Below are 22,114 nucleotides of genomic sequence, written 5' to 3' on the forward strand. Positions count from 1 at the left end.
CCGGTCCGGAGGGTTTCAGCGGAGCGCGGCCACGAAGCCGGTCCAGCTGTCCGCGCGGAAGAGCAGCGCGGGCCCGGCGGGGTCCTTCGAGTCGCGCACGGCGAGCAGCCCGGACCAGGGTCCGCGGCGCGGCCGTGCCGTCTCCACGCAGTTGTTGGCGCCCGTGCTGTAACTGCTGCGCAGCCAGCGCACGTCGTACAGGTCGGTACTGGCAGGGACGCTCCGAGGCAGAGCTGACAATGGTGCCTCCTTACGCGCCGTCACCTATCCCGGCGATGTAGTCCAGCGAATCGTGGGGGGAGAGAGCGTGGCTCTGAAGGGTCTGGAAGGCCTCCGAGTACGCCCGGAGGTCTTCTTTCCGTTCGAGGTAGAGGCTACTCGTCAACTGGTCGAGAACAACAACATCGAGATCAGAAGTGCTCGGAAATGAGAAAATAACGAAAGGCCCGGTGAGGCCGACATGCGCCCCCGCCCCGAACGGCAGTACCTGGAGCTGCACTTGGGGCAGCCGGGCGGCCTCCATGAGCCGCTCCAGCTGGCGCGCCATCACCCCGGGGCCGCCGACCTCTCGGCGCAGCACCGCCTCGTCCAGGACCGCGCACAGCTCCAGCGGCGGGTCCGAGCGCAGCACGTCCTGCCGGGCCAGCCGCACCTCCACCAGCGCGTCCAGGCGCTCCTCGTCCAGGTCCTTGACGGCCGCCCGGGTCACCGCACGGGCGTACTCGGCCGTCTGGAGCAGGCCGGGCACGACGGTCGTCTCCAGTGTGCGCATCGCGCGGGCCTGCGACTCCAGGCTGATGAAGTCCCGGTACGTCGGCGGGAGCACCCCGCGGTAGGCGTGCCACCAGCGGTTGCGCTCGCCGTCTCCGTCCTCGGAGCCCGCCAGCATCAGCAGCAGCTCGCGCAGCTGGGCGTCGCGCACGGTGTAGGCGTCCAGGAGTAAGCGAAGATCGGCCGGTTTCACACCACTGGCGCCCGTCTCGATCCGGCTCACCTTCGACTGGTGCCAGCCGACCAGACGCGCCGCCTCCCCACTGGTGAGCCCCGCACCGGTGCGCAGCGTGCGCAGTTCGGCACCCAATTTGCGGCGGCGCACTGCCGGACCGTTCTGCATGGGCTCCTCCTTACTCCTTATGGGCCGCCCGAATACGGTCTCCCGTCGCAGAGTTCACCGCATCGAGCGACAGATATATGCACATCTCGGTGGATCGCTCCCCGTGACCGGTCCGGTGGTGGCAGTCTGGCGAGGAAGCACCAGTCCGGGACCGTACTCGAACCATCCGCTCCATGCAGGACTCCGGTCCCGTGGGAAAGGGACGACGTCGCCATGGCAGACCACCTGGAAGCATCCGTCACCCTGCCGAGCGATCCCGCCTCGGTCGCCGCCGCGAGGTCGTACGTGGTGGGGACCCTGGCGGAGTGGGGCCTGCCGTCGGACACCGAGGCGGCCGACACGGTGCGGCTCATCGTCTCCGAACTGGCCACCAACGCCGTCCAGCACACCTTCGGGCAGTCCCCGACCTTCACGGTCGACATCGCGCTGGAGCGCGACGAACGGCTGCGCATCGGCGTCACGGACAGTCATCCGCGCTTCCCGAAGAGACTGCCCGCGGCCGTGCAGCAGGACAACGGCCGCGGGATGGTCATCATTCGCTGGCTCACCGCCGAGTGCGGCGGCAGGCTCCGCGTCCGCCCCACCCGAGAGGGCGGCAAGACGGTCTCCATCGAACTGCCCTGGACCGCCCCGGTCGAACCGGTGGCGACGGCGGGTCAGCAGGAGGCGTAGCGGGGGAGCCCGGCGCGGAGCCGCGAAACGTTCATCCGGCGGCTGCGCGGGACCCGGCCCGGGCCGCCCGGGGGCTGGAGGCGGCGCGGGGTGAGGGGAGGAGGCACAAGGAGCGGCCCGGTGGCTGGAGTCGCTCCCCCGTGCGCGGGCGGGTCAGCTGACCCGGCCGTACCAGACGCTCTTGGTCCAGATCTTCTCCAGCCGCACCACGGAACCGGTCTTCGGCGCGTGCCAGATCTTGTTGTGACCGGCGTAGATGCCCACGTGGTAGACGTTCGAGCCGTAGTGGAAGAACACCAGGTCACCGGCTCTGCGGCTGCCGGAGGAGATGTGGTGGGTCTTGTTGTACTGCTGGGCGGCGGTCCGCGGCAGCTTCTTCCCGGCCTTCTTGAACGAATAGAGCGTCAGCCCGGAGCAGTCGAACCGTCGCGGCCCGGTGCCCCCCCACTGATACGGGGCGCCCTTCTTGGACGCCGCGATGTTCAGGGCCTTCGTCGCCATCGTCGCGGCCGAGGCATCGGTGGAGAGGCCAGGCACCGCGATCGAGCCGCCCACGGCGGCCAGGGTGAGGGCCGAGGCCGTACCGGCTCGGGCCATCAGCGACGGGACACGATTGAGCGCAGTCATGCGCAACCCTTCGTCAGCCGCCTGTGAAGGATGACCTGTCGGATTCGGGCTGGCGAAGTAGCCCGGCCGCGTTGCCACGGCTTCACCCCAAGGGCCGCCCGAAGCGCCCGTCCGTCCGCTCACGCGGACTGCCGGCCGTTCCGGGGACCCGCCTTGCCTGGGTCCTCCACTCCTGCCGATCCACTCCTGTCGACCGGTCATCCGGGCGGCGGCAGGACTCGGCGTCCGCCCGGACCGCCCCGCCGCGGTGGCGGGGGCTTGTCGTCAGACAGGGATCTTGACCTACAGCTGTCCGAAAATCCCAACGGAATCGGGGATTTGTGGCGTTACTCACCACTCGCCCGTTCGGGTGGAAGCTGCTCTGTTCGATGCTGCGTCAGTTCCCGTGCGTAGCCCCGGACCTGGGAAAAGGCGCCCGGGCACCGCGCACGGACACGGCCCGCGCGCAACTCGGGAGAACCGGAAACGGATCCGGATATACACCGGTCGGCGGTACGTCGTTCGGGCCGTTTCGCGCCCGGACCCGGCGGCCGAGCGGACACTCCGCGCCCACCGGGTCCGGCGGCCGTCCGGATCAGCCCACGGCGTCCGGCGGGAGCGCGACGCGAGCGGCCCGGCGCTCGCCGTCGAGCACCCGCAGCGCCCGTGCCAACGTGCTCCCGTGCACCTCCCGCTCGCCCCGGTCGTGCATCAGCTCCAGCGCGTCGCGCAGCTCTTCCGCCCTGCGCACCAGCGCCTGCGCGGCGCGCAGCCCGCGATAGGTGTCACCGTCGTGCGCCGGGTTGATCCTGCCGAGCAGGTCGACCACCGCCAGATAGTGGTCGACCACCTCGCCCTCCGCGTGCGTCAGCGCCGGCAGCGGCGGCAGCTCCTCGGGCAGCACGGCCGGCTCACCGCTCGCCGGGGAGGTCCCGGCGGCCGGGCACCACGCCGTCCACCAGCCCGTACGACCGCGCGCCCGGCGCGTCCAGCATGAGATCGCGCTCCAGGTCCCGGTGGACCTGCTCCTCGGTGCGCCCGGTGTGCCGGACCAGCATCTCCTCCATCAGGGTGCGCAGCCGGACCAGTTCCTCGGCCTGGATGAGCAGATCGCTCGGCTGGCCCTGGGCCGGCTCGGGCAGCTCGGGCTGGGAGAGCACCACGCGCGCGCCGGGCAGGGTGAACCGCTTGCCGGGGGTGCCGGCGGCCAGCAGCACGGCGCCGACCGAGGCGGCCTGGCCCAGGCAGTACGTCTGCACCTCACAGGTGACGTACCGCATCGTGTCGTAGACCGCCGTCATCGCGTGGAACGAGCCGCCCGGGCAGTTCAGGTAGAGCGTGATGTCCCGGTCCGGGTCCAGGTGTTCGAGGTGCATGAACTGGGTGATCACATCACTGGCCGCCGCCTCGTCCAGGGGCGTCCCGAGGAAGACCACCCGGTTCTCGAACAGCTTCGAGTAGGGATCGAGCCGCCGCTCCCCGACGCTGGTGCGCTCGGTGAACTCGGGCAGGACGTAGCGGGCGGACGGTCGGGACATCTGGGCACACCCCTCCTCACGGCGGAGACCGGCGATCTCCGACTTCTGTACAGAATGTACAGGACGTACCTGACGTTATGATGGGGGTATGGCCTACGAGATTCCGGTGACGCAAGCCAGGGCTGAGCTCGCCGACCTGATCAACCGGGTGGTGTACGGCGGCGAGCGCGTCGTCGTGACCCGGCACGGCAAGCCGCTGGCCGCGCTGGTCTCGGCCGCCGACCTGGCACGACTCGACGCCCTGGACGCCGCCGAGGAGCCGGGCGAGGGACAGGTGGCCAGCTCGGTGTCCCGCATCCGGGAGTCCGCCGTCCACGAGGTGCCGTCCGCTCCGCGCGAACGCCGGCGCTTCGGCATCGCGGCGGAGTACCGGGGGCCGGGCGTTTCCTGAACACCGCCTGGTCGCCCCGCGGTTATCGCCGGTGCCATAGGGCGGTCATGAGCCGCCCAAAGGCTGGTTAACGTCGTTGAAACTCCGGCGAACTAGCCTGCGGATCCATGCCACCGGAGGGTTTTTGTGCCCCTATTGATCACGGTCGGTCCCCATTCGTCCGTGTGTTACACCTGACTCCCGTCGCGGTGGCTGCGGCACCCGGACCCCGCACGGTCCGGAGCGAGGACTGTGAGGTGGGACGTGCAACTGACCCCGCACGAACAAGAGCGGCTGCTCATCCATGTGGCGGCCGACGTGGCCGAGAAGCGCAGGGCCCGCGGTCTTCGGCTCAACCACCCCGAGGCGGTCGCCCTCATTACCGCGCACATCCTGGAGGGCGCGCGCGACGGCCGTACCGTCGCCGAGCTGATGTCCACCGGCCGCAAGCTCCTCACCAGGGACGACGTGATGGACGGCATCGCGGAGATGATCCAGGACGTGCAGGTCGAGGCGACCTTCCCGGACGGCACCAAGCTCGTCACCGTGCACGAGCCGATCATCTGAAGGGGGCCGCGATGATTCCCGGAGAGATCCTCTTCGACGACGACCCCGTGCGCGTCAACGAGGGCCGCGCCGTCACCCGGCTCACCGTCCTCAACGCCGCCGACCGGCCCGTCCAGATCGGCTCCCACTACCACTTCGCCGAGGCCAACCCCGGACTGGAGTTCGACCGCGCCGCCGCGCGCGGCAGGCGGCTGAATGTCGCCGCCGGCACCGCCGTGCGCTTCGAGCCCGGCATCCCCGTCGACGTCGAACTCGTCCCCCTCACCGGCGCCCGGATCGTGCCGGGGCTGCGCGGCGAGACCGGAGGTGCCCTCGATGCCTGAGGTCTCCCGCGCCGCCTACGCCGACCTGTTCGGACCGACCACCGGCGACCGCATCCGGCTCGCCGACACCGATCTGCTGATCGAGATCGAGGAGGACCGCTCGGGCGGACCCGGCCGCGCCGGGGACGAGGCGGTCTTCGGCGGCGGCAAGGTCATCCGCGAGTCCATGGGCCAGTCCCGGGCCACCCGCGCCGACGGCACCCCCGACACCGTGATCACCGGCGCCGTCGTCGTGGACCACTGGGGCATCGTCAAGGCCGACATCGGTATCCGCGACGGCCGTATCACCGCCCTCGGCAAGGCCGGCAACCCCGACACCATGGACGGCGTCCACCCCGGCCTGGTGATCGGGCCCGAGACCGAGATCATCGCGGGCAACGGGCGGATCCTCACGGCCGGCGCCATCGACGCGCATGTCCACTTCATCTGCCCCCAGGTCGCCGACGAGGCGCTGGCCTCCGGCATCACCACCCTGGTCGGCGGCGGCACCGGCCCCGCCGAGGGCTCCAAGGCCACCACCGTCACGCCCGGCCCCTGGCACCTCGCCCGGATGCTGGAGGCGATGGAGTCCTACCCCCTGAACATCGGCTTCCTCGGCAAGGGCAACACCGTCAGCCACGAGGCGATGCTCTCCCAGATCCGCGGCGGCGCCGTCGGCCTCAAACTGCACGAGGACTGGGGCTCCACCCCCGCCGTCATCGACGCCGCCCTCACCGTCGCCGACCGCACCGGCATCCAGGTCGCCATCCACACCGACACCCTGAACGAGGCCGGGTTCGTCGGCGACACCCTCGCCGCGATCCGGGGCCGGGGCATCCACTCGTACCACACCGAGGGCGCCGGCGGCGGGCACGCGCCCGACATCATGACCGTGGTCTCGCAGCCCAACGTGCTGCCCAGCTCCACCAATCCGACCCGGCCGTTCACCGTCAACACCGCCGAGGAACACCTCGACATGCTGATGGTCTGCCACCATCTCAACCCGGCCGTCCCCGAGGACCTCGCCTTCGCCGAGTCCCGGATCCGGCCCTCCACCATCGGCGCGGAGGACATCCTCCACGACCTCGGCGCGATCTCGATCATCTCCTCCGACTCCCAGGCCATGGGCCGGGTCGGCGAGGTGATCCTGCGGACCTGGCAGACCGCCCATGTCATGAAGCGGCGCCGGGGCGCGCTGCCCGGCGACGGCCGCGCGGACAACCACCGGGTACGGCGCTATGTCGCCAAATACACGATCAACCCCGCGCTCGCCCAGGGCCTCGCCACCGAGACCGGATCCGTGGAGCGGGGCAAGCTCGCCGACCTCGTGCTGTGGGAGCCCGCGTTCTTCGGGGTGAAACCGCTCCTCGTGCTCAAGGGCGGCCAGATCGCCTACGCGCAGATGGGCGACGCCAACGCCTCCATCCCCACCCCGCAGCCGATCCTGCCCCGCCCGATGTACGGCGCGATCGGCCGCGCCCCGGCCGCCAACTCCGTCAACTTCGTCTCCTCCCTCGCCCTGGAGGACGGGCTGCCGGAACGGCTCGGGCTCGGCAAACGGTTCGTGGCGATCGACTCCACCCGCGCGCTCACCAAGGCCGACATGCGGGAGAACGACGCCCGCCCCGACGTCCGCATCGACCCCGACAGCTTCGCCGTGCACATCGACGGCGAGCTGGTCGAGGCGACCCCGGCCGCCGAACTGCCCATGGCCCAGCGCTACTTCCTCTTCTGACGGCAGCGACGGCACCGTGATGACACACGCGGCACTGCTCGTTCTGGCCGACGGCCGCTTCCCCGCCGGAGGGCACGCCCACTCCGGCGGGGCCGAGGCCGCCGTCAAGGCGGGGCGCATCACCTGCGCCGCCGACCTGGAGGACTTCTGCCGGGGCCGGCTGCACACGGCCGGACTGGTCGCGGGCGCGCTCGCGGCGGCGGCCACGCTCGGCCTGGACCCCCGGGAACTGGACACGGCGGCGGACGCCCGCACGCCCTCCCCGGCGCTCCGGCTCGCCGCCCGCCGCCTCGGCCGCCAGCTGCTGCGCGCCGCGCGGGCGAGCTGGCCCTGCGCGGAACTCGACGAGCTCGCCCGGTGCTTCCCCAAGGGCGCCCACCAGCCCGTGGTCCTCGGAATCGCCGCCCGGGCGGCCGGACTCGGGCCCGCGGACGCGGCGTACTGCGCCCTGTACGAGAGCGTGAGCGGCCCGGCGACCGCGACCGTACGACTGCTCAGCCTCGACCCCTTCGACGCGACCGGCGTACTGGCCCGGCTGGCCCCCGAGCTGGACACGGTCGCGCGGACGGCGGTCGACGCGGCGGGCAGAGCCGCCGCGGAAGGGCCCCACGCGCTGCCCGCGGCGTCCGGCCCGCTGCTGGAGATCATGGCCGAGGCCCACGCCTCCTGGCCGGCCCGGCTGTTCGCGTCCTGACCTTCCCCTTCGCCCAAGCCCTTGGCCTCCAGGAGCCGCACATGCACCTCGACCACTCCCACCACGGCCCCGCCGCCGTGAGCGCCGACGCCCACCGCCCGGACGGAACGCGCCGTGCCCTGCGCATCGGGCTCGGCGGGCCCGTGGGATCCGGGAAGACCGCGACCGTGGCCGCGCTCTGCCGGGAACTGCGGGACGAGCTGTCGCTCGCCGTCGTCACCAATGACATCTACACCCGCGAGGACGCCGAGTTCCTGCTGCGGGAGGCCGTGCTGCCGCCCGAGCGGATCACCGCCGTGGAGACGGGCGCCTGTCCGCACACCGCGATCCGGGACGACATCTCCGCCAACCTGGAGGCCGTCGAGGACCTGGAGGAGACCGTCGGACCGCTGGATCTGATCCTGGTGGAGTCCGGCGGCGACAACCTCACCGCGACCTTCTCCAAGGGCCTGGTGGACGCCCAGATATTCGTCATCGACGTGGCCGGCGGCGACGACATCCCGCGCAAGGGCGGCCCCGGCGTCACCACCGCCGACCTGCTGATCGTCAACAAGACCGACCTCGCCCCCTACGTCGGCTCCGACCTCGCCCGGATGGCCGCCGACGCCAAGGCCCAGCGCGCCGAACTCCCCGTCGTCCTCCAGTCCCTGCGCGGCGACAGCGGCGTCGCCGACGTGGCCGCCTGGGTCCGCCAGCGGCTCACCGCGTGGACGGCATGACCCTCACCGGCGTCCGGCCCGACACCCGGGGCACGGCCTCGAAGGGCGCCGGGCCCGAGGCCCCGGGCCCGGATCCCGCCGGGGCGGGGACGGACGCCCCGCGTGCGGCTGCCGCCGGGTTCGGGACCGGGGGCGTCGGCACGGCCACCGCCGGCGTCCGCGCCGACGCCCGGATCGTGGCCCGTGCCGACGGGCGTGGCGGGACCGTGCTGCCCGTGCTGGACGGCTCGGGCCCGTTGGCGCCGCGTCGCACCCGGGGGAGCGGGGTCGAGGCACGGGTGATGGTCGTCGGTGCGATGAGCGGTCCCCTCGGCGGTGACCGGTTCACCCTGAGCGCCCGGGTGGAGAAGGACGCCCGGCTGCGGATCGGCTCCGCCGCCGCCACCCTCGCCCTGCCCGGCCAGGCCCCCGGCGAGGCCCGCTACGACGTCCGGCTCGACGTGGCCGAGGACGCCGAACTGCACTGGCTGCCCGAGCAGCTGATCTCGGCCACCGGCAGCGACCTGCGCGTCACCACCCTCGCCGAAGTCGCCGCCGGTGCCCGGCTGGTGCTCCGCGAGGAGCAGGTGCTCGGCCGGGCGGGGGAGCGGCCCGGTCTGCTCACCAGCCGCCTCACCCTGCGCGTCGCCGGCCGCACCGTCCTCGACCAGCAGCTGTCCTGCGGCCCCGGCGCCCCCGGCGGCTGGGACGGCCCCGCCGCCCTCGCGGGCCACCGGGCCGTGGGCCAGCTCCTCGTCGTACGCCCCGAGTTCGCCGAGCGACCGCCCGCGCCCCGGATGCTGGGCGAGCACGCCGCCCTGATGCCGCTGCCCGGACCGGCCGCCCTGGTCACCGCCCTCGCCCCGGACGCGCTGCGGCTGCGCCGGGTGCTGGACGAGGGGCGGGCCCTGCTGGAGTGAGGCGCCGGGGGAGAGGGCCGAGCGTCAGCCGAGCGGTGCCTTCGGGAACCTGCGCTCCCTCGCGCCCCTCTCCGAGGGCTGCTCGGCCTTGGCGACGGCGGCGTACTGATCGACGTACTCCTGCTCGGACAGGGTCAGGATGGCGTACATGATCTCGTCGGTGACGGCCCGCAGGACCGCCTTCTGCTGCTCCATACCCGCGAAGCGGGAGAAGTCGAGGGGCTTGCCGAAGCGGATGGTGACGGGGCGGACGCGGGGGAGCCTCCTGCCGGGCGGCTGGGCCTCGAAGGTGCCGATCATCGCGCAGGGGACCACCGGGACGCCCGCCTTCAGGGCCATCACGGCGACCCCGACCTTGCCCTTGTACAGCCGGCCGTCGTGCGAGCGGGTCCCCTCCGGGTAGATGCCCAGCAGTTCGCCCTTGTCCAGCACCCCGAGGCCCTCGCGGATCGCGGCCTGCCCCGCCTCCTTGCCCGAGCGGTCCACCGGGATCTGTCCGGCGCTGCGGAAGAAGAACGCGGTGAGCCGGCCCTTGACCCCGGGCCCGGTGAAGTACTCGGCCTTGGCGAGGAAGGTGATGCGCCGCTTGAGGATCGCCGGCATCAGGAAGTGGTCGGAGAAGGAGAGATGGTTTCCGGCGATGATCGCGGGACCCGTCGCGGGCACATGGTCCAGGCCCTCGATACGGGGCCGGAAGACCAGTCTGAGCAGGGGACCCAGCAGCACGTACTTGAGCAGGTAGTAGAACAAGGGGGGCGCTCCTCACTCCGGCGGCTCGGCTCGGTCGCGAGGACAGCGTGCTGCCACTTGCCGCCGGGGGCAACCGGACCGGAGAGCTTGACGCAATCGCCTCCCGGTTACGGGCGCCCGCCGTCACTGACACCGTGCGGACGCGGGTGGGCAGGGCGAAGCCGGGGTATGAGGGCCGGGACCCGGGACCGGTAGGCGTCGTAGGCCGGCCCGAACTCGCCTGCCATCAGGGCGTCCTCGGTACGGACCCGGCGCAGCAGCCAGGGGATCGCGGCGGCCAGGAAGGCGGTCCAGACGCCGAAGCCGCCGGCCAGCATCGAGCCGGTGACCAGGCCGAGGATGCCGGTGTAGATGGGGTGGCGGACCAGTCGGTACGGGCCGTCCGTGCGCAGCTCGTGGTTCTGCTGGACGGAGGGGACGCTGTCCCACATCGCGCCCAGCACCCAGCGGGCCCACAGCAGCAGGGCGGTGGAGGCGAGGGCGAGCAGGGCGCCGAGCAGGGCCAGCTCGGGCTGCCAGAACTGGAGGTGCTCCCAGAAGCCCCGGGTGTGCCGGACCACGAGGAGGAACAGGGCCACCCCCGCGATCAGTAAGACCCGGCGTGCCGCGGAGGCGCGGGACGCGCGCAGCCAGCCGCGGACGCCGCCGTGGTTTCTGATGCCGAAGTAGGCGGCACCGAGCAGCCAGGCGGCGGCGAAGACCAGAAAGCAGACACCGGTGAGGGCGGCAAGCGCCGGACGCAGCAAGTTCATGCCCCAAGGCTCCGCCCCGCCGCCCACCGCTCACCAGCACCCACGGGTCGATGGAGAGCTCTCCACCCACAGATGGAGATCCCCCGAACCGACCCCGGGGGCCGGGTCGCGCGCTCGGCGGGGCTTGCGCCCGTCTCCCCGCGCCCGCTCGCTCGGAGGGACCGGCCTCCTGCGACTGGCCCCTCGGGGATTGGCCCCTTGGGACCACCGCCCCTCCAGTACTGGCCCCCTGGGGGACCCCGGACCAGGGGGGGGCCAATACCGGGAGGGGGCTCATGGCACTGGTCGCCGGGGGCGGACCCAGAGGGCCAGTTGACCAGTTGAAGGGCCCACGGTCTGGCTGCCGCCCCCGGCACCGGCCTCCCTAGCACCGGCCCGGCCCCCTGAACATCCCCCCTGAAACCCCCTGGGGGCTGCCCCCTGCCCCCGGCCCCCTCGGGCAGCCCCCCGCCGCCCCCTAGCCAAGCACCCCCTCCAGCGTCCCCAGCGCGGAGCGCAGTTCCTCCGCTGTGATCGTCAGTGGCGGGGCCAGGCGGATCGTGGAGCCGTGGGTGTCCTTGGCCAGGATCCCCTCCCGCATCAGGCGCTCGCTGATCTCGCGCCCGGTGCCGATCGACGGGTCGATGTCGACGCCCGCCCACAGACCGCGGGAGCGGAAGCCCAGCACGCCCTTGCCGACCAGTTCGGTCAGGCCGTCCCGCAGGAGCACGCCCAGCTCGGCGGCCCGCCGCTGGAACTCGCCGGTCTCCAGCAGTTCGAGCACCGCGATGCCGACCGCCGCCGCGAGCGGGTTGCCGCCGAACGTCGAGCCGTGCTCACCCGGGTGCAGCACACCCAGCACCTCGCGCCGGGCCACCACCGCCGACACGGGCACGATGCCGCCGCCGAGCGCCTTGCCGAGCAGCAGCACGTCCGGCACCACGTCCTCGTGGTCGACGGCGAGCGTACGGCCCGTACGCCCGAGGCCCGACTGGATCTCGTCCGCGATGAACAGACAGCCCTTGCGCCGGGTCAGCTCACGCACGCCGGTCAGATAGCCGTCGTCCGGGATGACCACCCCGGCCTCGCCCTGGATGGGCTCGATCAGCACCGCCGCCGTGTTCTCGTCGACGGCCTCCTCCAGCGCGGCCAGATCGTTGTACGGCACGATCGTGAAGCCCGGCGTGAACGGGCCGAAACCCGCGCGTGCCGTCTCGTCGGTGGAGAAGCTCACGATCGTCGTCGTACGGCCGTGGAAGTTGTCCGCCGCGACCACGATCGTGGCCCGGTCGGCGGGGACGCCCTTGACGTCGTAGGCCCACTTGCGGGCCACCTTGATGCCGCTCTCCACCGCCTCCGCGCCGGTGTTCATCGGCAGCACCATGTCCAGGCCGGTCAGCGCGGCGAGCCGCTCGGCGAACTCGGCGAGCCGGTCGTTGTGGAACGCCCGGGAGGTGAGGGTGAGCTGGTCCAGCTGGCGGTGGGCGGCCTCGATCAGCGCCGGGTGACGATGGCCGAAATTGAGCGCCGAGTACCCGGAGAGCATGTCCAGGTAGCGGCGGCCCTCGACGTCCTCCACCCAGGTGCCCTCGGCCCGTGCCACGACCACCGGGAGCGGGTGGTAGTTGTGCGCCAGGACCGGCCCCTCCGCCCGGATCAGGTCGGCGGACGTACGGGTGTGCGCGGGTGCGGTCATCAGCGGATCTCCTGGGTGCAGCACTTGATGCCACCGCCGGCCTTGTGGAACTCCGACAGGTCGACGGGGACGGGGACGTAACCGTGGTCGGCGAGACGCGCGGACAGCGCCTCCGCCTGGGGCGCGATGAACACGTGCCGGCCGTCGGACACCGAGTTCAGGCCCCAGGACATCGCGTCCTCGCGGGTGGCCTCCACCGCGTCGGGGAACAGGCGCCGCAGCACCTCGCGGCTGCCCGGCGAGAACGCCTCCGGGTAGTAGCAGACATTGGCGTCGTCCAGCACGAACAGCGCCGTGTCCAGATGGTAGAAGTACGGATCCACCAGTGTCAGACCGATCACCGGGTGCCCCAGGAACTCCTGCGCCTCGCGATGCGCCTCCCGGGTGGTGCGGAACCCGGTCCCGGCCAGTACGTACCGGCCCGTCCACACCAGGTCGCCCTCGCCCTCGGACACCGCCTCGGGGCGGTACACGGTGTAGCCCGCCGCCTTGAACCAGGTGTCGTAGTGCAGCGACTCGGGGCGCCGCTCCGGCGCGTGGAACAGCGAGCCGAAGACACGGCCCCCCACCACACAGGCCGCGTTGGCCGCGAACACCATGTCGGGCAGGCCCGGCACCGGCTCGACGGAGTCGACGGTATGGCCGTGGGCGCGGTAGACGCGGATCAGCTCCTGCCACTGCTCGCGCGCCAGATCCACGTCGACCGGCCGGTCGGGGTTCATCCAGGGATTGATCGCGTACTGCACCGCGAAATGTCTGGGTTCACAGACGAGGAAGCGCCGAGGGCGCGCTTCACGGCTTTCGGACACAGAGGGTTCCCTCCGGTTTCCGTCTGTCACTGTCGGGTGGCTCCACGGTAGGAAGGAACGAGGACGCGCGACAAGCGCAAAAAGCTGCGTGGACCTGCAACATCGCTGCGTTGTGGGGCTCGATCACGCAGCCCTGCTGCGCATACTTCCGATCACCCTCCGCAGGTCATCTCCGGGTCATTCGGGGGCCGCCTGGGTGGCACCCGCCTCCGGGCTGTCGGGGATGAGATGGGAGAGCACCATCACGCTTATCGTCTTGCGGATGAAGGGCACCGTGCGGATCCGCTCCAGCACCTCCTCGAAGTGGTCCACGTCCCGCGCCCGGACATGCAGCAGGGCGTCCGCGCCACCGGTCACCGTCATCGCCGCCGTGATCTCCGGGTGGTTGCGGACGACCTCCGCGAGCCGCCGGGGCGGGGCCGCGCCCTCGCAGTAGACCTCGACGTACGCCTCCGTGCGCCAGCCGAGCGCGGAGGGCTCCACCGTCGCCGTGAACCCCGTGATCACCCCGGTCTCGCGCAGCCGGTCCACGCGCCGCTTGACCGCCGTCGCGGACAGCCCGATCGCGGCGCCGATTTCGGCGAAGCTGGTCCTGGCGTTCGCCATCAGCGCGGTGATGATCTTGCGGTCGAGTTCGTCGAAGGACGCGGTCCTGCTGCTCATGCGGGCAATGTAATCAGCCAGGAGCGTCCGGGACGCCGAGGCGGCTACGACTGGGTGACGGCCATGGCGAGGGTCAGCAGCCCCAGCACCACCCAGCCGAACCACAGCCAGCCGTCGCCGCCGAGCACGACCGTGTAGGCGGTCACGGCGACGAGGGCGCCGGCCGTGAGCGCGCCCATCGTCCTGACGGAGCGATGGGCGGAGCCATGGGTGGAACCGGTCATCGCGAGACCCTCCTCCTGAACCGTCCGACTCCCGGACCTTTCGGCTCCTGGACCTTCCCCTTCCCGGTCCGTCCGACTCCTGGTCCGTCCGACCATGGTGCCCCGGCGGCCCGCCCGTAGGGGATACCCCGGGATCCGGCCTCCGGGGCGCGGCCGGTTCAGCCCTGGCGTGCGTTCAGGGATGCCAGGTACGCGTTGTAGTCCGCCAGCTCCTTGTCGCCGTCCCGGTCCGCCTGCCGGTCCTTGCGCTTGGCCTGGCGCTTTTCGGAGCCGTACCACTGGAACAGCAGCGCGATCAGCACCAGCACGGACGGGACCTCGCTGAACGCCCAGGCGATGCCGCCGGCCGCGTTCTGGTCGGAGAGGGGATCGACGCCGAGCGAGGCGGGCGGGTGCAGGAAGGTGTTCACCATCGGCGTCGACGCCATCATCAGAGCGATGCCGAAGAACGCGTGGAACGGCATGCCCGCGAACAGCTCCAGCATCCGCATCAGATGACCCGGCCGGTGCGGGCCCGGGTCCACGCCGATGATCGGCCAGAAGAAGACGACACCGACGGCGAGGAAGTGCACCATCATCGCGATGTGCCCGGTCCTCGATCCCATCAGGAAGTCGAACAGCGGGGTGAAGTAGAGCACGTACAGGCTCGCGATGAACATCGGGATGGTGAACAGCGGGTGGGTGATGACCCGCATGTACCGGCTGTGCAGCAGCATCAGCAGCAGTTCGCGCGGCCCCTTGCGGCCCCGGCCCGCGGTCGGCAGCGCGCGCAGCGCCAGGGTGACCGGGGCGCCGAGCAGGATCAGGATCGGCGACAGCATGCTGATGACCATGTGCTGCACCATGTGCACGCTGAACATGACCATCCCGTAGTCGTTCAGCCTGGTGCACATCACCAGCATGATGGTCAGCACGCCGGTGACGTACGAGACGGTGCGGGCCACCGGCCAGGTGTCGCCGCGCCGGCGCAGCCGTACGACCCCCCACGCGTACAGGCCGAGTCCGAGCAGGCAGGTGATCAGGAAGAAGGGCTCGGCCGAGAAGGCGAGCCCCCGCCCCAGCGTGAACGGCGGCAGATCCATCGTCATGCCGTGCCCGCTGTGATCCATGTGTCCCATGTGATCCATGCGGCGGCTCCTGATTCATGGGGGTTGTACGTTTCTGTCCGCCCATAAGAGTAGGACCGCCCCCGATCATGCCGATGACCGGGGGCAGGTAGTTCAGGGCCGTACCAAAGGCCGGACTACAGCACGCACTCCGCCTCGTCGTACCGCTCCACCGGGACCGTCTTCAGCGTCTCCACGGCCTCGGCCAGCGACACCATCACGATGTCGGTGCCGCGCAGCGCCGTCATCATCCCGAACTCGCCCCGGTGCACCGCCTCGACCGCGTGCCAGCCGAAGCGGGTGGCCAGCACCCTGTCGTAGGCGGTCGGCGTGCCGCCGCGCTGCACATGCCCGAGGATGACCGGCCGGGCCTCCTTGCCGAGGCGCTGCTCCAGCTCGACGGAGAGCTGGCGCGCGATGCCGGCGAAGCGCTCGTGGCCGTAGACGTCCTTGCCGCCCTCGTCGAACTCCATGGAGCCGGCCCGGGGCTTGGCGCCCTCGGCGGCGACCACGATGGCGAACCGCTTGCCCGCCGCGAACCGCGCGCCGACCTTGCGGGTCAACTCCTCGATGTCGAAGGGCCGTTCCGGTACGACGACGGCGTGGGCGCCGGCCGCCATGCCGGAGTGCAGGGCGATCCAGCCAGTGTGCCGTCCCATGACCTCTACGATCAGCACCCGCTGGTGGGACTCGGCGGTGGTCTTCAGCCGGTCCAGGGCCTCGGTCGCCACGGTCACGGCGGTGTCGAAGCCGAAGGTGACATCGGTGACAGCGATGTCATTGTCGATCGTCTTGGGGACGCCCACGATGGGCAGGCCGTTGTCCGACAGCAGCCGGGCCGCCTTGAGGGTGCCCTCGCCGCCGATCGGGATGATCGCGTCCAGACCCAGCTCCGCGACATGTCCCTTGGCCCGCTCGACCCCGTCGCGCAGATGCTCGGGGCGGACCCGGGAGGAGCCGAGGATGGTGCCGCCGCGGGCCAGGATGCCGCCGACGGCGTCGAGGTCGAGCTTCACGGCGTCGCACTCCAGGAGGCCCTTCCAGCCGTCCCGGAAACCGATGACCTCGTCGCCGTGGTCGGCGACCGCACGGTGCACGACGGACCGGATGACGGCGTTCAGACCGGGGCAGTCGCCGCCGGACGTGAGGACACCAATGCGCATAGCCCGAATTACCTTCTCGAACGTGGGCCGGGAGACCGGACCACGTTGTCCGGCGGATTCCCGGCCACCCTACCGGCGTGAGGGGGTGGCTCCGCAGTGGGCGTCCGCCTGCTGGACGCGCCCGCCCAGATGAGCGGACGAGCCGTCAGGCGGGCCCACCACAAGCCTGCCGGAACCCGCTGAGAGGCCTCTGACACGAGGCTTACGCCGGTGACCGCGACCGGCGGAACCCGGTGTCCGTAAAGCCATAGGCCCGGTGCTCGCACAGCCGTGAGCCCGGTGCTCGCACAGCCGTACGGGCGTGGGCTGTGCGAGCACCGGGCTCCTGCGCGACCGTGCCTACGCCGGCTGCTGCGCCGCCGCGATGCGCTCCTCGCGCAGGGCGTCGTACCAGCGGTCGTCGATCGGCGGCAGCGCGTTGACGTCGAGCGCCAGCTTCAGCAGCAGGTCGGCGATCAGCGGGTTGCGGGCGAGGACCGGCCCGTGCATGTACGTGCCGAAGACGGTCCCGTTGTACGCGCCCTCCGTGCCGTCCCCGGTGCCGTTGCCCCGGCCGATCTTGGTCCGCGCGAAGGGGCGGGCGGTCGGGCCGAGGTGGGTGACGCCCTGGTGGTTCTCGAAGCCGGTCAGCGGGGGCAGGCCGAGCTGCGGGTCGATGTCGCCGAGCACGTCGCCGACGCACCGCTCGCCCTCGCCGCGCACCGAGACCACGTCGAGCAGGCCGAGGCCCGGCTCGCGCTGGCCGAGGTCGTTGATGAACTCGTGGCCGAGGATCTGGTAGCCGGCGCACACGGAGAAGACGATGGCGCCGTTCTGCACCGCCCGCTGGAGGTGCCCGTCACGGCGCAGCCGCTCGGCGGCGAGCCGCTGCGGACGGTCCTCGCCGCCGCCGATCAGGTAGATGTCGCCGGAGGTCGGGATCGGCTGGTCGCTGCGCACGTCGAGCCGGGCCACGTCCAGGCCGCGCTGCCGGGCCCGGCGCTCGACGACGAGGGCGTTGCCCTGGTCGCCGTACGTGCTCAGCAGGTCCGGGTAGATCCACACCAGCCGCAGTTGGTTGTCGCTCATGAGGTGATCCCCTTCGAAGATCAGTTGCCGACGCGGCGGCGCAGGTCCTGGAACGCGGTGTAGTTCGCGATGACCTCGATCCGGCCGGGCGGGCACAGCTGCACGGCCTGGTCGAGGTTCTCGCAGACCTGGAAGTGCTGGTTCGCGACCTCCAGGCGCACCGCGAGGTCCAGCTTGCGGTCACCGAGCACGAAGATCGGGTGACCGGTGAGCCGGGTGTAGTCGACGTCCCACAGCCAGGAGGTGTCGGTGCCGTCGGCCCCGCGGGCGTTCACGGACAGGATCACCGGGGTGGGCGGCGGGTCGATCAGCGAGAAGGTCTCCAGCCAGCCGGCCGGGTTCTTGGCCAGCAGCAGGCGCAGATCGCGGTTCTGGAACTGCACGACGTCGTACCGGCCGGCCACCGCCTGCACCTGGTACATCCGCTCCAGGGCGACCTGCGGCGGCACCCCGAAGACGGCGGCGACGGCCGCTGAGCTGGCCGCGTTGGCCTTGTTGGCGCGGCCCGGCAGCTGGAGGTGGATCGGCCAGGCGGAGCCGTGCGGGTCGAGGACGTGGTCCCCGGACAGCGCCCAGGTGGGCGTGGGCCGGCGGAAGCCGCACTCGCCGCAGTACCAGTCGTCGCCGGGGCGCTGCATCACGCCACCGCAGGACGGGCAGGACCAGGCGTCGTCCTTCCACATCTGCCCGGCCGCGACCCAGACCACGTTCGGGGACGAGGAGGCGGCCCATACGACGAGCGGGTCGTCGCAGTTGGCGATGACGACCGCCTTGGAGCCGGCCAGGCCCTCGCGCCAGTTCTCGGCGAGCATCCGGGTCTCGGCGGCGCGGTCGAGCTGGTCGCGGGAGAGGTTCAGCAGCGCGATGCACTTCGGGTCGGTGTCCCGGGCCACCCCGGCCAGGTACTTCTCGTCGACCTCTATGACGCCGAACTTGGCGTCCGAGCCGCCCGCGAGGGCGGAGGTGATACCGGCCGGCATGTTGGCGCCGAGCGCGTTCGACACGACCGGGCCCGCGGCGCGCAGCGCCTCCGCGATGAGCCGGGTGGTGGTGGTCTTGCCGTTGGTGGCGGACACCAGGATGACGTCCAGGTTCTGGGCCAGCCGCGCCAGGAGGTCGGGGTCGAGTCTGAGCGCGATCTTGCCCCCGATCACCGATCCGCTGCCACGTCCGGCGGCCCGCGATGCCGCCGCGACCGCCTTGCCCGCGGTCACGGCCAGCTTGGCCCGCGGCGTGAGCGGGTCCGAGTTGCCTGCCATCAGTTCTCGATCCTCCTTGCGTACGCGCCGCGCCTGGGGCCATCCGGCAACGTGGTGTGAACCCTCAGCCTATCGAGATCCATTCGCACACCCGAATCCCGGTCCGCACCCACTGCGGCGGGCATGAGCTGAACGAACCGTACCCTTGCCGCCATGCGACACGGTTCCATTCCGGGCGTCCACGGGCGCGTCCGGCCCCTCACCCTGCTCGGCGACCCCTGCCTGCGCGAACGCTGCGCGGACGTCACCGACTTCGGCCCCGGCCTGGCGACGCTCGTGGAGGATCTGTTCGCCACGATGTACGCGGCCCAGGGGGTGGGCCTGGCCGCGAATCAGATCGGGGTGCCGCTGCGGGTGTTCGTCTACGACTGCCCGGACGACGACGATGTCCGGCATCTCGGACATGTGGTGAATCCCCGCCTGGTGGCGACGGACGGGATCGTGCTGCGGGGTCCCGAGGGCTGCCTGTCCCTGCCGGGTCTGGAGGCGGGCACGGAGCGGTACGACCATGCCGTGGTCGAGGGTTTCACGGTCACCGGCGCGCCCGTCACCGTCCAGGGCACGGGCTTCTTCGCGCGCTGCCTCCAGCACGAGTGCGACCACCTGGCGGGCCGGGTGTACGCGGACCGTGTCACGGGGTGGCGCGGGCGGCGGCTGGAGCGGCAGATCGGGCGGGCCGCCTGGAGCCGGTGACCCTCCTCCGGCTTCCGGGCGGACGCGGCGGCTCAGAACCCGGGGCCGCCCACCCGGTCCCCGGCGGCCGCGAGCCGCCCCCACAGCAGGTCGGCCAGCGAGCGCACCAACTCGGCGCGGGGGCAGGGACGTTCGCCGAGCCACCAGTCGCCGGCCGCGTGCATCATGCCGACGATCCCGTGCCCCCAGACCCGGGCGAGCCGCTGGCTGCCGGGGCCGAGGTCCACCCGCTCCTCGATGACCTGGGCCAGGTCCTCGCCCATCCGCCGCAGCAGCGGGGCGCTGTGCTTGCCGACGTCGAAGCCCTGGTCGCCGCCGGTGCTGCCCTCGGAGGGGTGCATCAGGAACCGGTACACCTGGGGCCGGGCCTCGATGGCGGCGAGGTAGGTGTCCAGTGTGGACTCCACCCGCTCGCGCCGCTCCGCCGGGGCGTCGAGCGCGGCCCGCAGGGAGGACAGCAGGGCGTCGGTGTGCCGCTTGGCGAGCGCGGCGTAGAGTCCGCCCTTGTCGCCGAAGTGCCGGTAGAGGATGGGCTTGGTGATCCCCGCCTCGGCGGCGATCGCGTTCATCGACGCCTGCGGGCCGTCGCGGAGCACCACCCGGTCGGCGGCCTCCAGCAGCTCGCGCCGTCGGCGGTCGGCGGACCGCTGCTGATCGGTCCGCTGTGTGGTGTCCATGAGTGCTCTCCCCACCCGTGCTGATTCGGTGACGCCTGCGCAAACTAACACTGACCGGGCCGCTGACATCGAACGGGATACCGAGGGGTCAGTCCAGGTTGACTTTTCCTACCCGCCAGTAACAGACTCTGGTTACCGCAAGTAACACATCGTACCGCCGCTGGAGGGGACATGGCCGAGTTCACCATGGAGCTGAACGACGAGCAGAAGGAAGTCCGGGACTGGCTCCATGGCTTCGCCGCCGATGTGATCCGGCCCGCGGCCGCCGAGTGGGACGAGCGCGAGGAGACCCCCTGGCCGGTCATCCAGGAGGCCGCGAAGGTCGGCATCTACTCCCTCGACTTCTACGCGCAGCAGTACTTCGACCCCACCGGCCTCGGCATTCCGATGGCCATGGAGGAGCTGTTCTGGGGTGACGCGGGGATAGCCCTGTCCATCGTGGGCACCGGCCTGGCCGCGGTGGGCGTCCTCGCCAACGGCACCGAGGAGCAGATCGGCACCTGGATCCCGCAGATGTACGGCGACGCCACCGACGTCAAGGTCGCCGCGTTCTGCTCCTCCGAACCCGACGCCGGCTCCGACGTGGCCTCCATGCGCACGCGCGCGGTGTACGACGAGGCCAAGGACGAGTGGGTGATCAACGGCACGAAGACCTGGGCGACCAACGGCGGCATCGCCAACGTCCATGTCGTCGTCGCCGTCGTCGACCCCGAGCTGGGCTCCAAGGGCCACGCCTCCTTCATCATTCCGCCGGGCACGCGGGGTCTCGCGCAGGGCCAGAAGTTCAAGAAGCACGGCATCCGCGCCTCGCACACCGCCGAGGTCGTCCTCGAGGACGTGCGGGTTCCCGGTTCCTGCCTGCTCGGCGGCAAGGAGAAGCTGGACGAGCGGCTGGCCCGCGCCCGGGAGAAGGCGAAGGCGGCCGGCGGGGAGAGGGTGAAGAACGCGGCGATGGCCACGTTCGAGGCGTCCCGGCCCGCGGTGGGCGCGATGGCCGTCGGCACCGCCCGCGCCGCCTATGAGGTCGCGCTCGAATACGCCCGGACGCGGGAGCAGTTCGGGCGGCCCATCATCGACAACCAGGGCGTCGCCTTCCAGCTCGCCGATATGCGCACGCAGATCGACGCGGCGCGGCTGCTGGTGTGGCGGGCGTCCTGGATGGCCATCAGCGGCAAGCGGTTCACGGCCGCCGAGGGCTCGATGTCGAAGCTGTTCGCCAGCGAGACCGCGAAGAAGGTGACCGCGCAGGCGATCCAGATCCTGGGCGGGAACGGGTACACCCGGGAATACCCGGTGGAGCGCATGCACCGCGACGCGGCCATTTACACGATTTTCGAGGGGACGAGCGAGATCCAGCGGCTCGTCATCGCGCGGACGCTTTCCGGAATGCCCATCCGGTAGCCATCCGGCGGTTGTCCGGCAGCGCCGGAAAAGGGGAACCGCGCGATATCGGCCGCCCGTTGACGGTGGCTGATCGCGCAGTTCCCCGCGCCCCTTCGGGGCACCCGGCTCAGCGGTGTTTCAAAGGCGTCAGCTGTTCGATGTCGTACTTCAGCCGCAACGCCTCTATCGCCTCCTGGTCGGGCGGGCCGCCGTCGCGGAGGATTTCGAGGAGTTCCTCGAAATAGCGCTCGTGATCGGGCGGCGGGCTCGCCTGGAAGAACATCTTGGCGGGGGTGTCCGTGGGGTTCGCGAAGGCGTGCGGACAGCCCGGCGGTACGACGATCACCGTGCCCGGGGTCGCCCGGACCACCCGGTTGCCCGAACTCGACTCCCACCCCTTCCAGCTGTCGGGGGTGCGGATGCGGGGCTCGAAGGCGAGCACGTCCAGCTCGCCCTCCAGGACGTAGAACAACTCCTCGCTGCGGGTGTGCACATGGGCGCCGACGTCGAAGCCCGGAGGGACCTCCACCTCGAAGGTGGAGGCCATCCGCGAGTGCGTGCCGGTGACCTTGAACGTGACCCGCTGTGCGGGCGTCTCCACCACCCGGCCCTGGCCCGGCGGCACGAGCAGCCCGTCGACCGATGCCGATGTCAGCCCTTCGACCGTCGTCATCGC

27 protein-coding genes are annotated in these 22,114 nt (G+C 71.5%); 10 read left to right on the forward strand and 17 right to left on the reverse strand.

The features are described from left to right. Window positions 1–15 precede the first annotated feature (15 nt). Window positions 16–240 (reverse strand): DUF397 domain-containing protein, encoded by a 225-nt coding sequence (locus QHG49_RS29935; protein WP_145486135.1) that lies wholly within the window; start codon window positions 238–240, stop codon window positions 16–18. Window positions 241–250: 10 nt separating this feature from the next. Then, window positions 251–1,114, reverse strand: a complete 864-nt coding sequence (locus QHG49_RS29940) for a helix-turn-helix transcriptional regulator (protein WP_159699237.1) — start codon at window positions 1,112–1,114, stop codon at window positions 251–253. Between the two features lie 213 nt (window positions 1,115–1,327). Here QHG49_RS29940 and QHG49_RS29945 point away from each other — a divergent pair, with 213 nt between their 5' ends. After that, window positions 1,328–1,786 (forward strand): ATP-binding protein, encoded by a 459-nt coding sequence (locus QHG49_RS29945; RefSeq protein ID WP_301491939.1) that lies wholly within the window; start codon window positions 1,328–1,330, stop codon window positions 1,784–1,786. Window positions 1,787–1,939: 153 nt separating this feature from the next. Here QHG49_RS29945 and QHG49_RS29950 read toward each other — a convergent pair whose 3' ends face one another. The 3 genes from QHG49_RS29950 to QHG49_RS29960 all read right to left on the reverse strand — a co-directional run bounded on the left by QHG49_RS29950 (window position 1,940) and on the right by QHG49_RS29960 (window position 3,930). Next, window positions 1,940–2,413 carry a C40 family peptidase gene (locus QHG49_RS29950; RefSeq protein ID WP_301491940.1) on the reverse strand — a complete coding sequence of 158 codons (474 nt, stop codon included), beginning with the start codon at window positions 2,411–2,413 and terminating at the stop codon, window positions 1,940–1,942. Window positions 2,414–2,987: 574 nt separating this feature from the next. After that, complete coding sequence (locus QHG49_RS29955; protein ID WP_145486131.1) at window positions 2,988–3,296, reverse strand: hypothetical protein; 309 nt, start codon at window positions 3,294–3,296, stop codon at window positions 2,988–2,990. A gap of 7 nt (window positions 3,297–3,303) precedes the next feature. After that, complete coding sequence (locus QHG49_RS29960) at window positions 3,304–3,930, reverse strand: ATP-dependent Clp protease proteolytic subunit (RefSeq protein ID WP_145486130.1); 627 nt, start codon at window positions 3,928–3,930, stop codon at window positions 3,304–3,306. 88 nt (window positions 3,931–4,018) lie between these two features. Here QHG49_RS29960 and QHG49_RS29965 point away from each other — a divergent pair, with 88 nt between their 5' ends. From QHG49_RS29965 to QHG49_RS29995, 7 genes are all read left to right on the forward strand, one after another. Further along, the gene (locus tag QHG49_RS29965; protein WP_301491941.1) at window positions 4,019–4,321 is read left to right on the forward strand and encodes a type II toxin-antitoxin system Phd/YefM family antitoxin; all 303 of its coding nucleotides are present in this window, start codon (window positions 4,019–4,021) and stop codon (window positions 4,319–4,321) included. A gap of 243 nt (window positions 4,322–4,564) precedes the next feature. After that, on the forward strand, window positions 4,565–4,867 hold the full coding sequence (locus QHG49_RS29970) for an urease subunit gamma (protein WP_301491942.1): 303 nt from the start codon (window positions 4,565–4,567) through the stop codon (window positions 4,865–4,867). An 11-nt stretch (window positions 4,868–4,878) separates the two neighbouring features. Further along, on the forward strand, window positions 4,879–5,190 hold the full coding sequence (locus tag QHG49_RS29975) for an urease subunit beta (RefSeq protein ID WP_301491943.1): 312 nt from the start codon (window positions 4,879–4,881) through the stop codon (window positions 5,188–5,190). Continuing rightward, window positions 5,183–6,904, forward strand: a complete 1,722-nt coding sequence (locus tag QHG49_RS29980) for an urease subunit alpha (protein WP_301491944.1) — start codon at window positions 5,183–5,185, stop codon at window positions 6,902–6,904. The genes QHG49_RS29975 and QHG49_RS29980 overlap by 8 nt, the downstream gene beginning before the upstream one ends. A 19-nt stretch (window positions 6,905–6,923) precedes the next feature. Continuing rightward, window positions 6,924–7,598: an urease accessory protein UreF gene (locus QHG49_RS29985; protein WP_159699225.1), complete on the forward strand. Its 675-nt coding sequence runs from the start codon at window positions 6,924–6,926 to the stop codon at window positions 7,596–7,598. A gap of 41 nt (window positions 7,599–7,639) precedes the next feature. After that, a complete protein-coding gene (gene ureG / locus QHG49_RS29990; protein WP_159699222.1) occupies window positions 7,640–8,317 on the forward strand; it encodes an urease accessory protein UreG in 678 nt (225 codons plus the stop codon). Beyond that, complete coding sequence (locus QHG49_RS29995; protein WP_301491945.1) at window positions 8,305–9,216, forward strand: urease accessory protein UreD; 912 nt, start codon at window positions 8,305–8,307, stop codon at window positions 9,214–9,216. Before ureG ends, QHG49_RS29995 begins: the two co-directional genes overlap by 13 nt. A gap of 24 nt (window positions 9,217–9,240) precedes the next feature. Here the strand turns inward: QHG49_RS29995 and QHG49_RS30000 are convergent, their stop codons facing one another. From QHG49_RS30000 to QHG49_RS30045, 10 genes are all read right to left on the reverse strand, one after another. Next, complete coding sequence (locus tag QHG49_RS30000) at window positions 9,241–9,966, reverse strand: 1-acyl-sn-glycerol-3-phosphate acyltransferase (RefSeq protein ID WP_301491946.1); 726 nt, start codon at window positions 9,964–9,966, stop codon at window positions 9,241–9,243. Between the two features lie 107 nt (window positions 9,967–10,073). Beyond that, window positions 10,074–10,718 (reverse strand): isoprenylcysteine carboxylmethyltransferase family protein, encoded by a 645-nt coding sequence (locus QHG49_RS30005; protein ID WP_301491947.1) that lies wholly within the window; start codon window positions 10,716–10,718, stop codon window positions 10,074–10,076. 457 nt (window positions 10,719–11,175) lie between these two features. Further along, window positions 11,176–12,393 carry an ornithine--oxo-acid transaminase gene (gene rocD, locus QHG49_RS30010; protein WP_159699216.1) on the reverse strand — a complete coding sequence of 406 codons (1,218 nt, stop codon included), beginning with the start codon at window positions 12,391–12,393 and terminating at the stop codon, window positions 11,176–11,178. Next, window positions 12,393–13,202 carry a dimethylargininase gene (ddaH, locus tag QHG49_RS30015; protein ID WP_159699213.1) on the reverse strand — a complete coding sequence of 270 codons (810 nt, stop codon included), beginning with the start codon at window positions 13,200–13,202 and terminating at the stop codon, window positions 12,393–12,395. Before ddaH ends, rocD begins: the two co-directional genes overlap by 1 nt. A 177-nt stretch (window positions 13,203–13,379) precedes the next feature. Further along, window positions 13,380–13,865 carry an Lrp/AsnC family transcriptional regulator gene (locus QHG49_RS30020; RefSeq protein ID WP_111585437.1) on the reverse strand — a complete coding sequence of 162 codons (486 nt, stop codon included), beginning with the start codon at window positions 13,863–13,865 and terminating at the stop codon, window positions 13,380–13,382. A 44-nt stretch (window positions 13,866–13,909) separates the two neighbouring features. Next, window positions 13,910–14,089, reverse strand: coding sequence for a hypothetical protein (locus QHG49_RS30025; RefSeq protein ID WP_301491948.1), 180 nt, complete (start codon window positions 14,087–14,089; stop codon window positions 13,910–13,912). Between the two features lie 158 nt (window positions 14,090–14,247). Further along, entirely contained in the window at window positions 14,248–15,198 is a 951-nt protein-coding gene (locus QHG49_RS30030) for a cytochrome c oxidase assembly protein (RefSeq protein WP_301492962.1), read from the reverse strand. 134 nt (window positions 15,199–15,332) lie between these two features. Further along, complete coding sequence (locus tag QHG49_RS30035; RefSeq protein ID WP_145486117.1) at window positions 15,333–16,358, reverse strand: 6-phosphofructokinase; 1,026 nt, start codon at window positions 16,356–16,358, stop codon at window positions 15,333–15,335. A gap of 339 nt (window positions 16,359–16,697) precedes the next feature. Further along, the gene (locus tag QHG49_RS30040) at window positions 16,698–17,426 is read right to left on the reverse strand and encodes a type 1 glutamine amidotransferase (RefSeq protein ID WP_037658850.1); all 729 of its coding nucleotides are present in this window, start codon (window positions 17,424–17,426) and stop codon (window positions 16,698–16,700) included. 20 nt (window positions 17,427–17,446) lie between these two features. Continuing rightward, window positions 17,447–18,685, reverse strand: a complete 1,239-nt coding sequence (locus QHG49_RS30045) for a MurT ligase domain-containing protein (RefSeq protein ID WP_145486116.1) — start codon at window positions 18,683–18,685, stop codon at window positions 17,447–17,449. A gap of 153 nt (window positions 18,686–18,838) precedes the next feature. Here QHG49_RS30045 and def point away from each other — a divergent pair, with 153 nt between their 5' ends. Then, entirely contained in the window at window positions 18,839–19,378 is a 540-nt protein-coding gene (gene def, locus QHG49_RS30050; protein WP_301491950.1) for a peptide deformylase, read from the forward strand. A gap of 32 nt (window positions 19,379–19,410) precedes the next feature. On the opposite strand, the gene QHG49_RS30055 is transcribed toward def, so the two are convergent. Further along, window positions 19,411–20,055 (reverse strand): TetR family transcriptional regulator, encoded by a 645-nt coding sequence (locus QHG49_RS30055; RefSeq protein ID WP_301491951.1) that lies wholly within the window; start codon window positions 20,053–20,055, stop codon window positions 19,411–19,413. 171 nt (window positions 20,056–20,226) lie between these two features. On the opposite strand from QHG49_RS30055, the gene QHG49_RS30060 reads away from it, so the two are divergent. Beyond that, window positions 20,227–21,456, forward strand: coding sequence for an acyl-CoA dehydrogenase family protein (locus QHG49_RS30060; RefSeq protein ID WP_159699198.1), 1,230 nt, complete (start codon window positions 20,227–20,229; stop codon window positions 21,454–21,456). 109 nt (window positions 21,457–21,565) lie between these two features. On the opposite strand, the gene QHG49_RS30065 is transcribed toward QHG49_RS30060, so the two are convergent. After that, window positions 21,566–22,111, reverse strand: a complete 546-nt coding sequence (locus tag QHG49_RS30065; protein ID WP_086806826.1) for a cupin domain-containing protein — start codon at window positions 22,109–22,111, stop codon at window positions 21,566–21,568. Between the last annotated feature and the right edge of the window lie 3 nt (window positions 22,112–22,114).

The sequence above is a fragment of the Streptomyces sp. WP-1 genome, from assembly GCF_030450125.1.
Taxonomy (GTDB): Bacteria; Actinomycetota; Actinomycetes; order Streptomycetales; family Streptomycetaceae; genus Streptomyces; species Streptomyces incarnatus.

Bases quoted from the DNA above. Each gene is read 5' to 3' on its own strand.
- QHG49_RS29950 (WP_301491940.1), bottom strand. From the start codon at position 2,413: ATGACTGCGCTCAATCGTGTCCCGTCGCTGATGGCCCGAGCCGGTACG.
- QHG49_RS30005 (WP_301491947.1), bottom strand. From the start codon at position 10,718: ATGAACTTGCTGCGTCCGGCGCTTGCCGCCCTCACCGGTGTCTGCTTT.
- QHG49_RS30040 (WP_037658850.1), bottom strand. From the start codon at position 17,426: ATGAGCGACAACCAACTGCGGCTGGTGTGGATCTACCCGGACCTGCTG.
- QHG49_RS29975 (WP_301491943.1), top strand. From the start codon at position 4,879: ATGATTCCCGGAGAGATCCTCTTCGACGACGACCCCGTGCGCGTCAAC.
- QHG49_RS30060 (WP_159699198.1), top strand. From the start codon at position 20,227: ATGGCCGAGTTCACCATGGAGCTGAACGACGAGCAGAAGGAAGTCCGG.
- def (WP_301491950.1), top strand. From the start codon at position 18,839: ATGCGACACGGTTCCATTCCGGGCGTCCACGGGCGCGTCCGGCCCCTC.
- QHG49_RS30065 (WP_086806826.1), bottom strand. From the start codon at position 22,111: ATGACGACGGTCGAAGGGCTGACATCGGCATCGGTCGACGGGCTGCTC.
- ureG (WP_159699222.1), top strand. From the start codon at position 7,640: ATGCACCTCGACCACTCCCACCACGGCCCCGCCGCCGTGAGCGCCGAC.
- QHG49_RS29980 (WP_301491944.1), top strand. From the start codon at position 5,183: ATGCCTGAGGTCTCCCGCGCCGCCTACGCCGACCTGTTCGGACCGACC.
- QHG49_RS30045 (WP_145486116.1), bottom strand. From the start codon at position 18,685: ATGGCAGGCAACTCGGACCCGCTCACGCCGCGGGCCAAGCTGGCCGTG.
- QHG49_RS30055 (WP_301491951.1), bottom strand. From the start codon at position 20,055: ATGGACACCACACAGCGGACCGATCAGCAGCGGTCCGCCGACCGCCGA.
- QHG49_RS30025 (WP_301491948.1), bottom strand. From the start codon at position 14,089: ATGACCGGTTCCACCCATGGCTCCGCCCATCGCTCCGTCAGGACGATG.
- QHG49_RS30035 (WP_145486117.1), bottom strand. From the start codon at position 16,358: ATGCGCATTGGTGTCCTCACGTCCGGCGGCGACTGCCCCGGTCTGAAC.
- QHG49_RS29940 (WP_159699237.1), bottom strand. From the start codon at position 1,114: ATGCAGAACGGTCCGGCAGTGCGCCGCCGCAAATTGGGTGCCGAACTG.
- QHG49_RS29985 (WP_159699225.1), top strand. From the start codon at position 6,924: ATGACACACGCGGCACTGCTCGTTCTGGCCGACGGCCGCTTCCCCGCC.
- QHG49_RS29960 (WP_145486130.1), bottom strand. From the start codon at position 3,930: ATGTCCCGACCGTCCGCCCGCTACGTCCTGCCCGAGTTCACCGAGCGC.
- QHG49_RS30030 (WP_301492962.1), bottom strand. From the start codon at position 15,198: ATGGATCACAGCGGGCACGGCATGACGATGGATCTGCCGCCGTTCACG.
- QHG49_RS29965 (WP_301491941.1), top strand. From the start codon at position 4,019: ATGGCCTACGAGATTCCGGTGACGCAAGCCAGGGCTGAGCTCGCCGAC.
- QHG49_RS29945 (WP_301491939.1), top strand. From the start codon at position 1,328: ATGGCAGACCACCTGGAAGCATCCGTCACCCTGCCGAGCGATCCCGCC.
- rocD (WP_159699216.1), bottom strand. From the start codon at position 12,393: ATGACCGCACCCGCGCACACCCGTACGTCCGCCGACCTGATCCGGGCG.
- QHG49_RS30020 (WP_111585437.1), bottom strand. From the start codon at position 13,865: ATGAGCAGCAGGACCGCGTCCTTCGACGAACTCGACCGCAAGATCATC.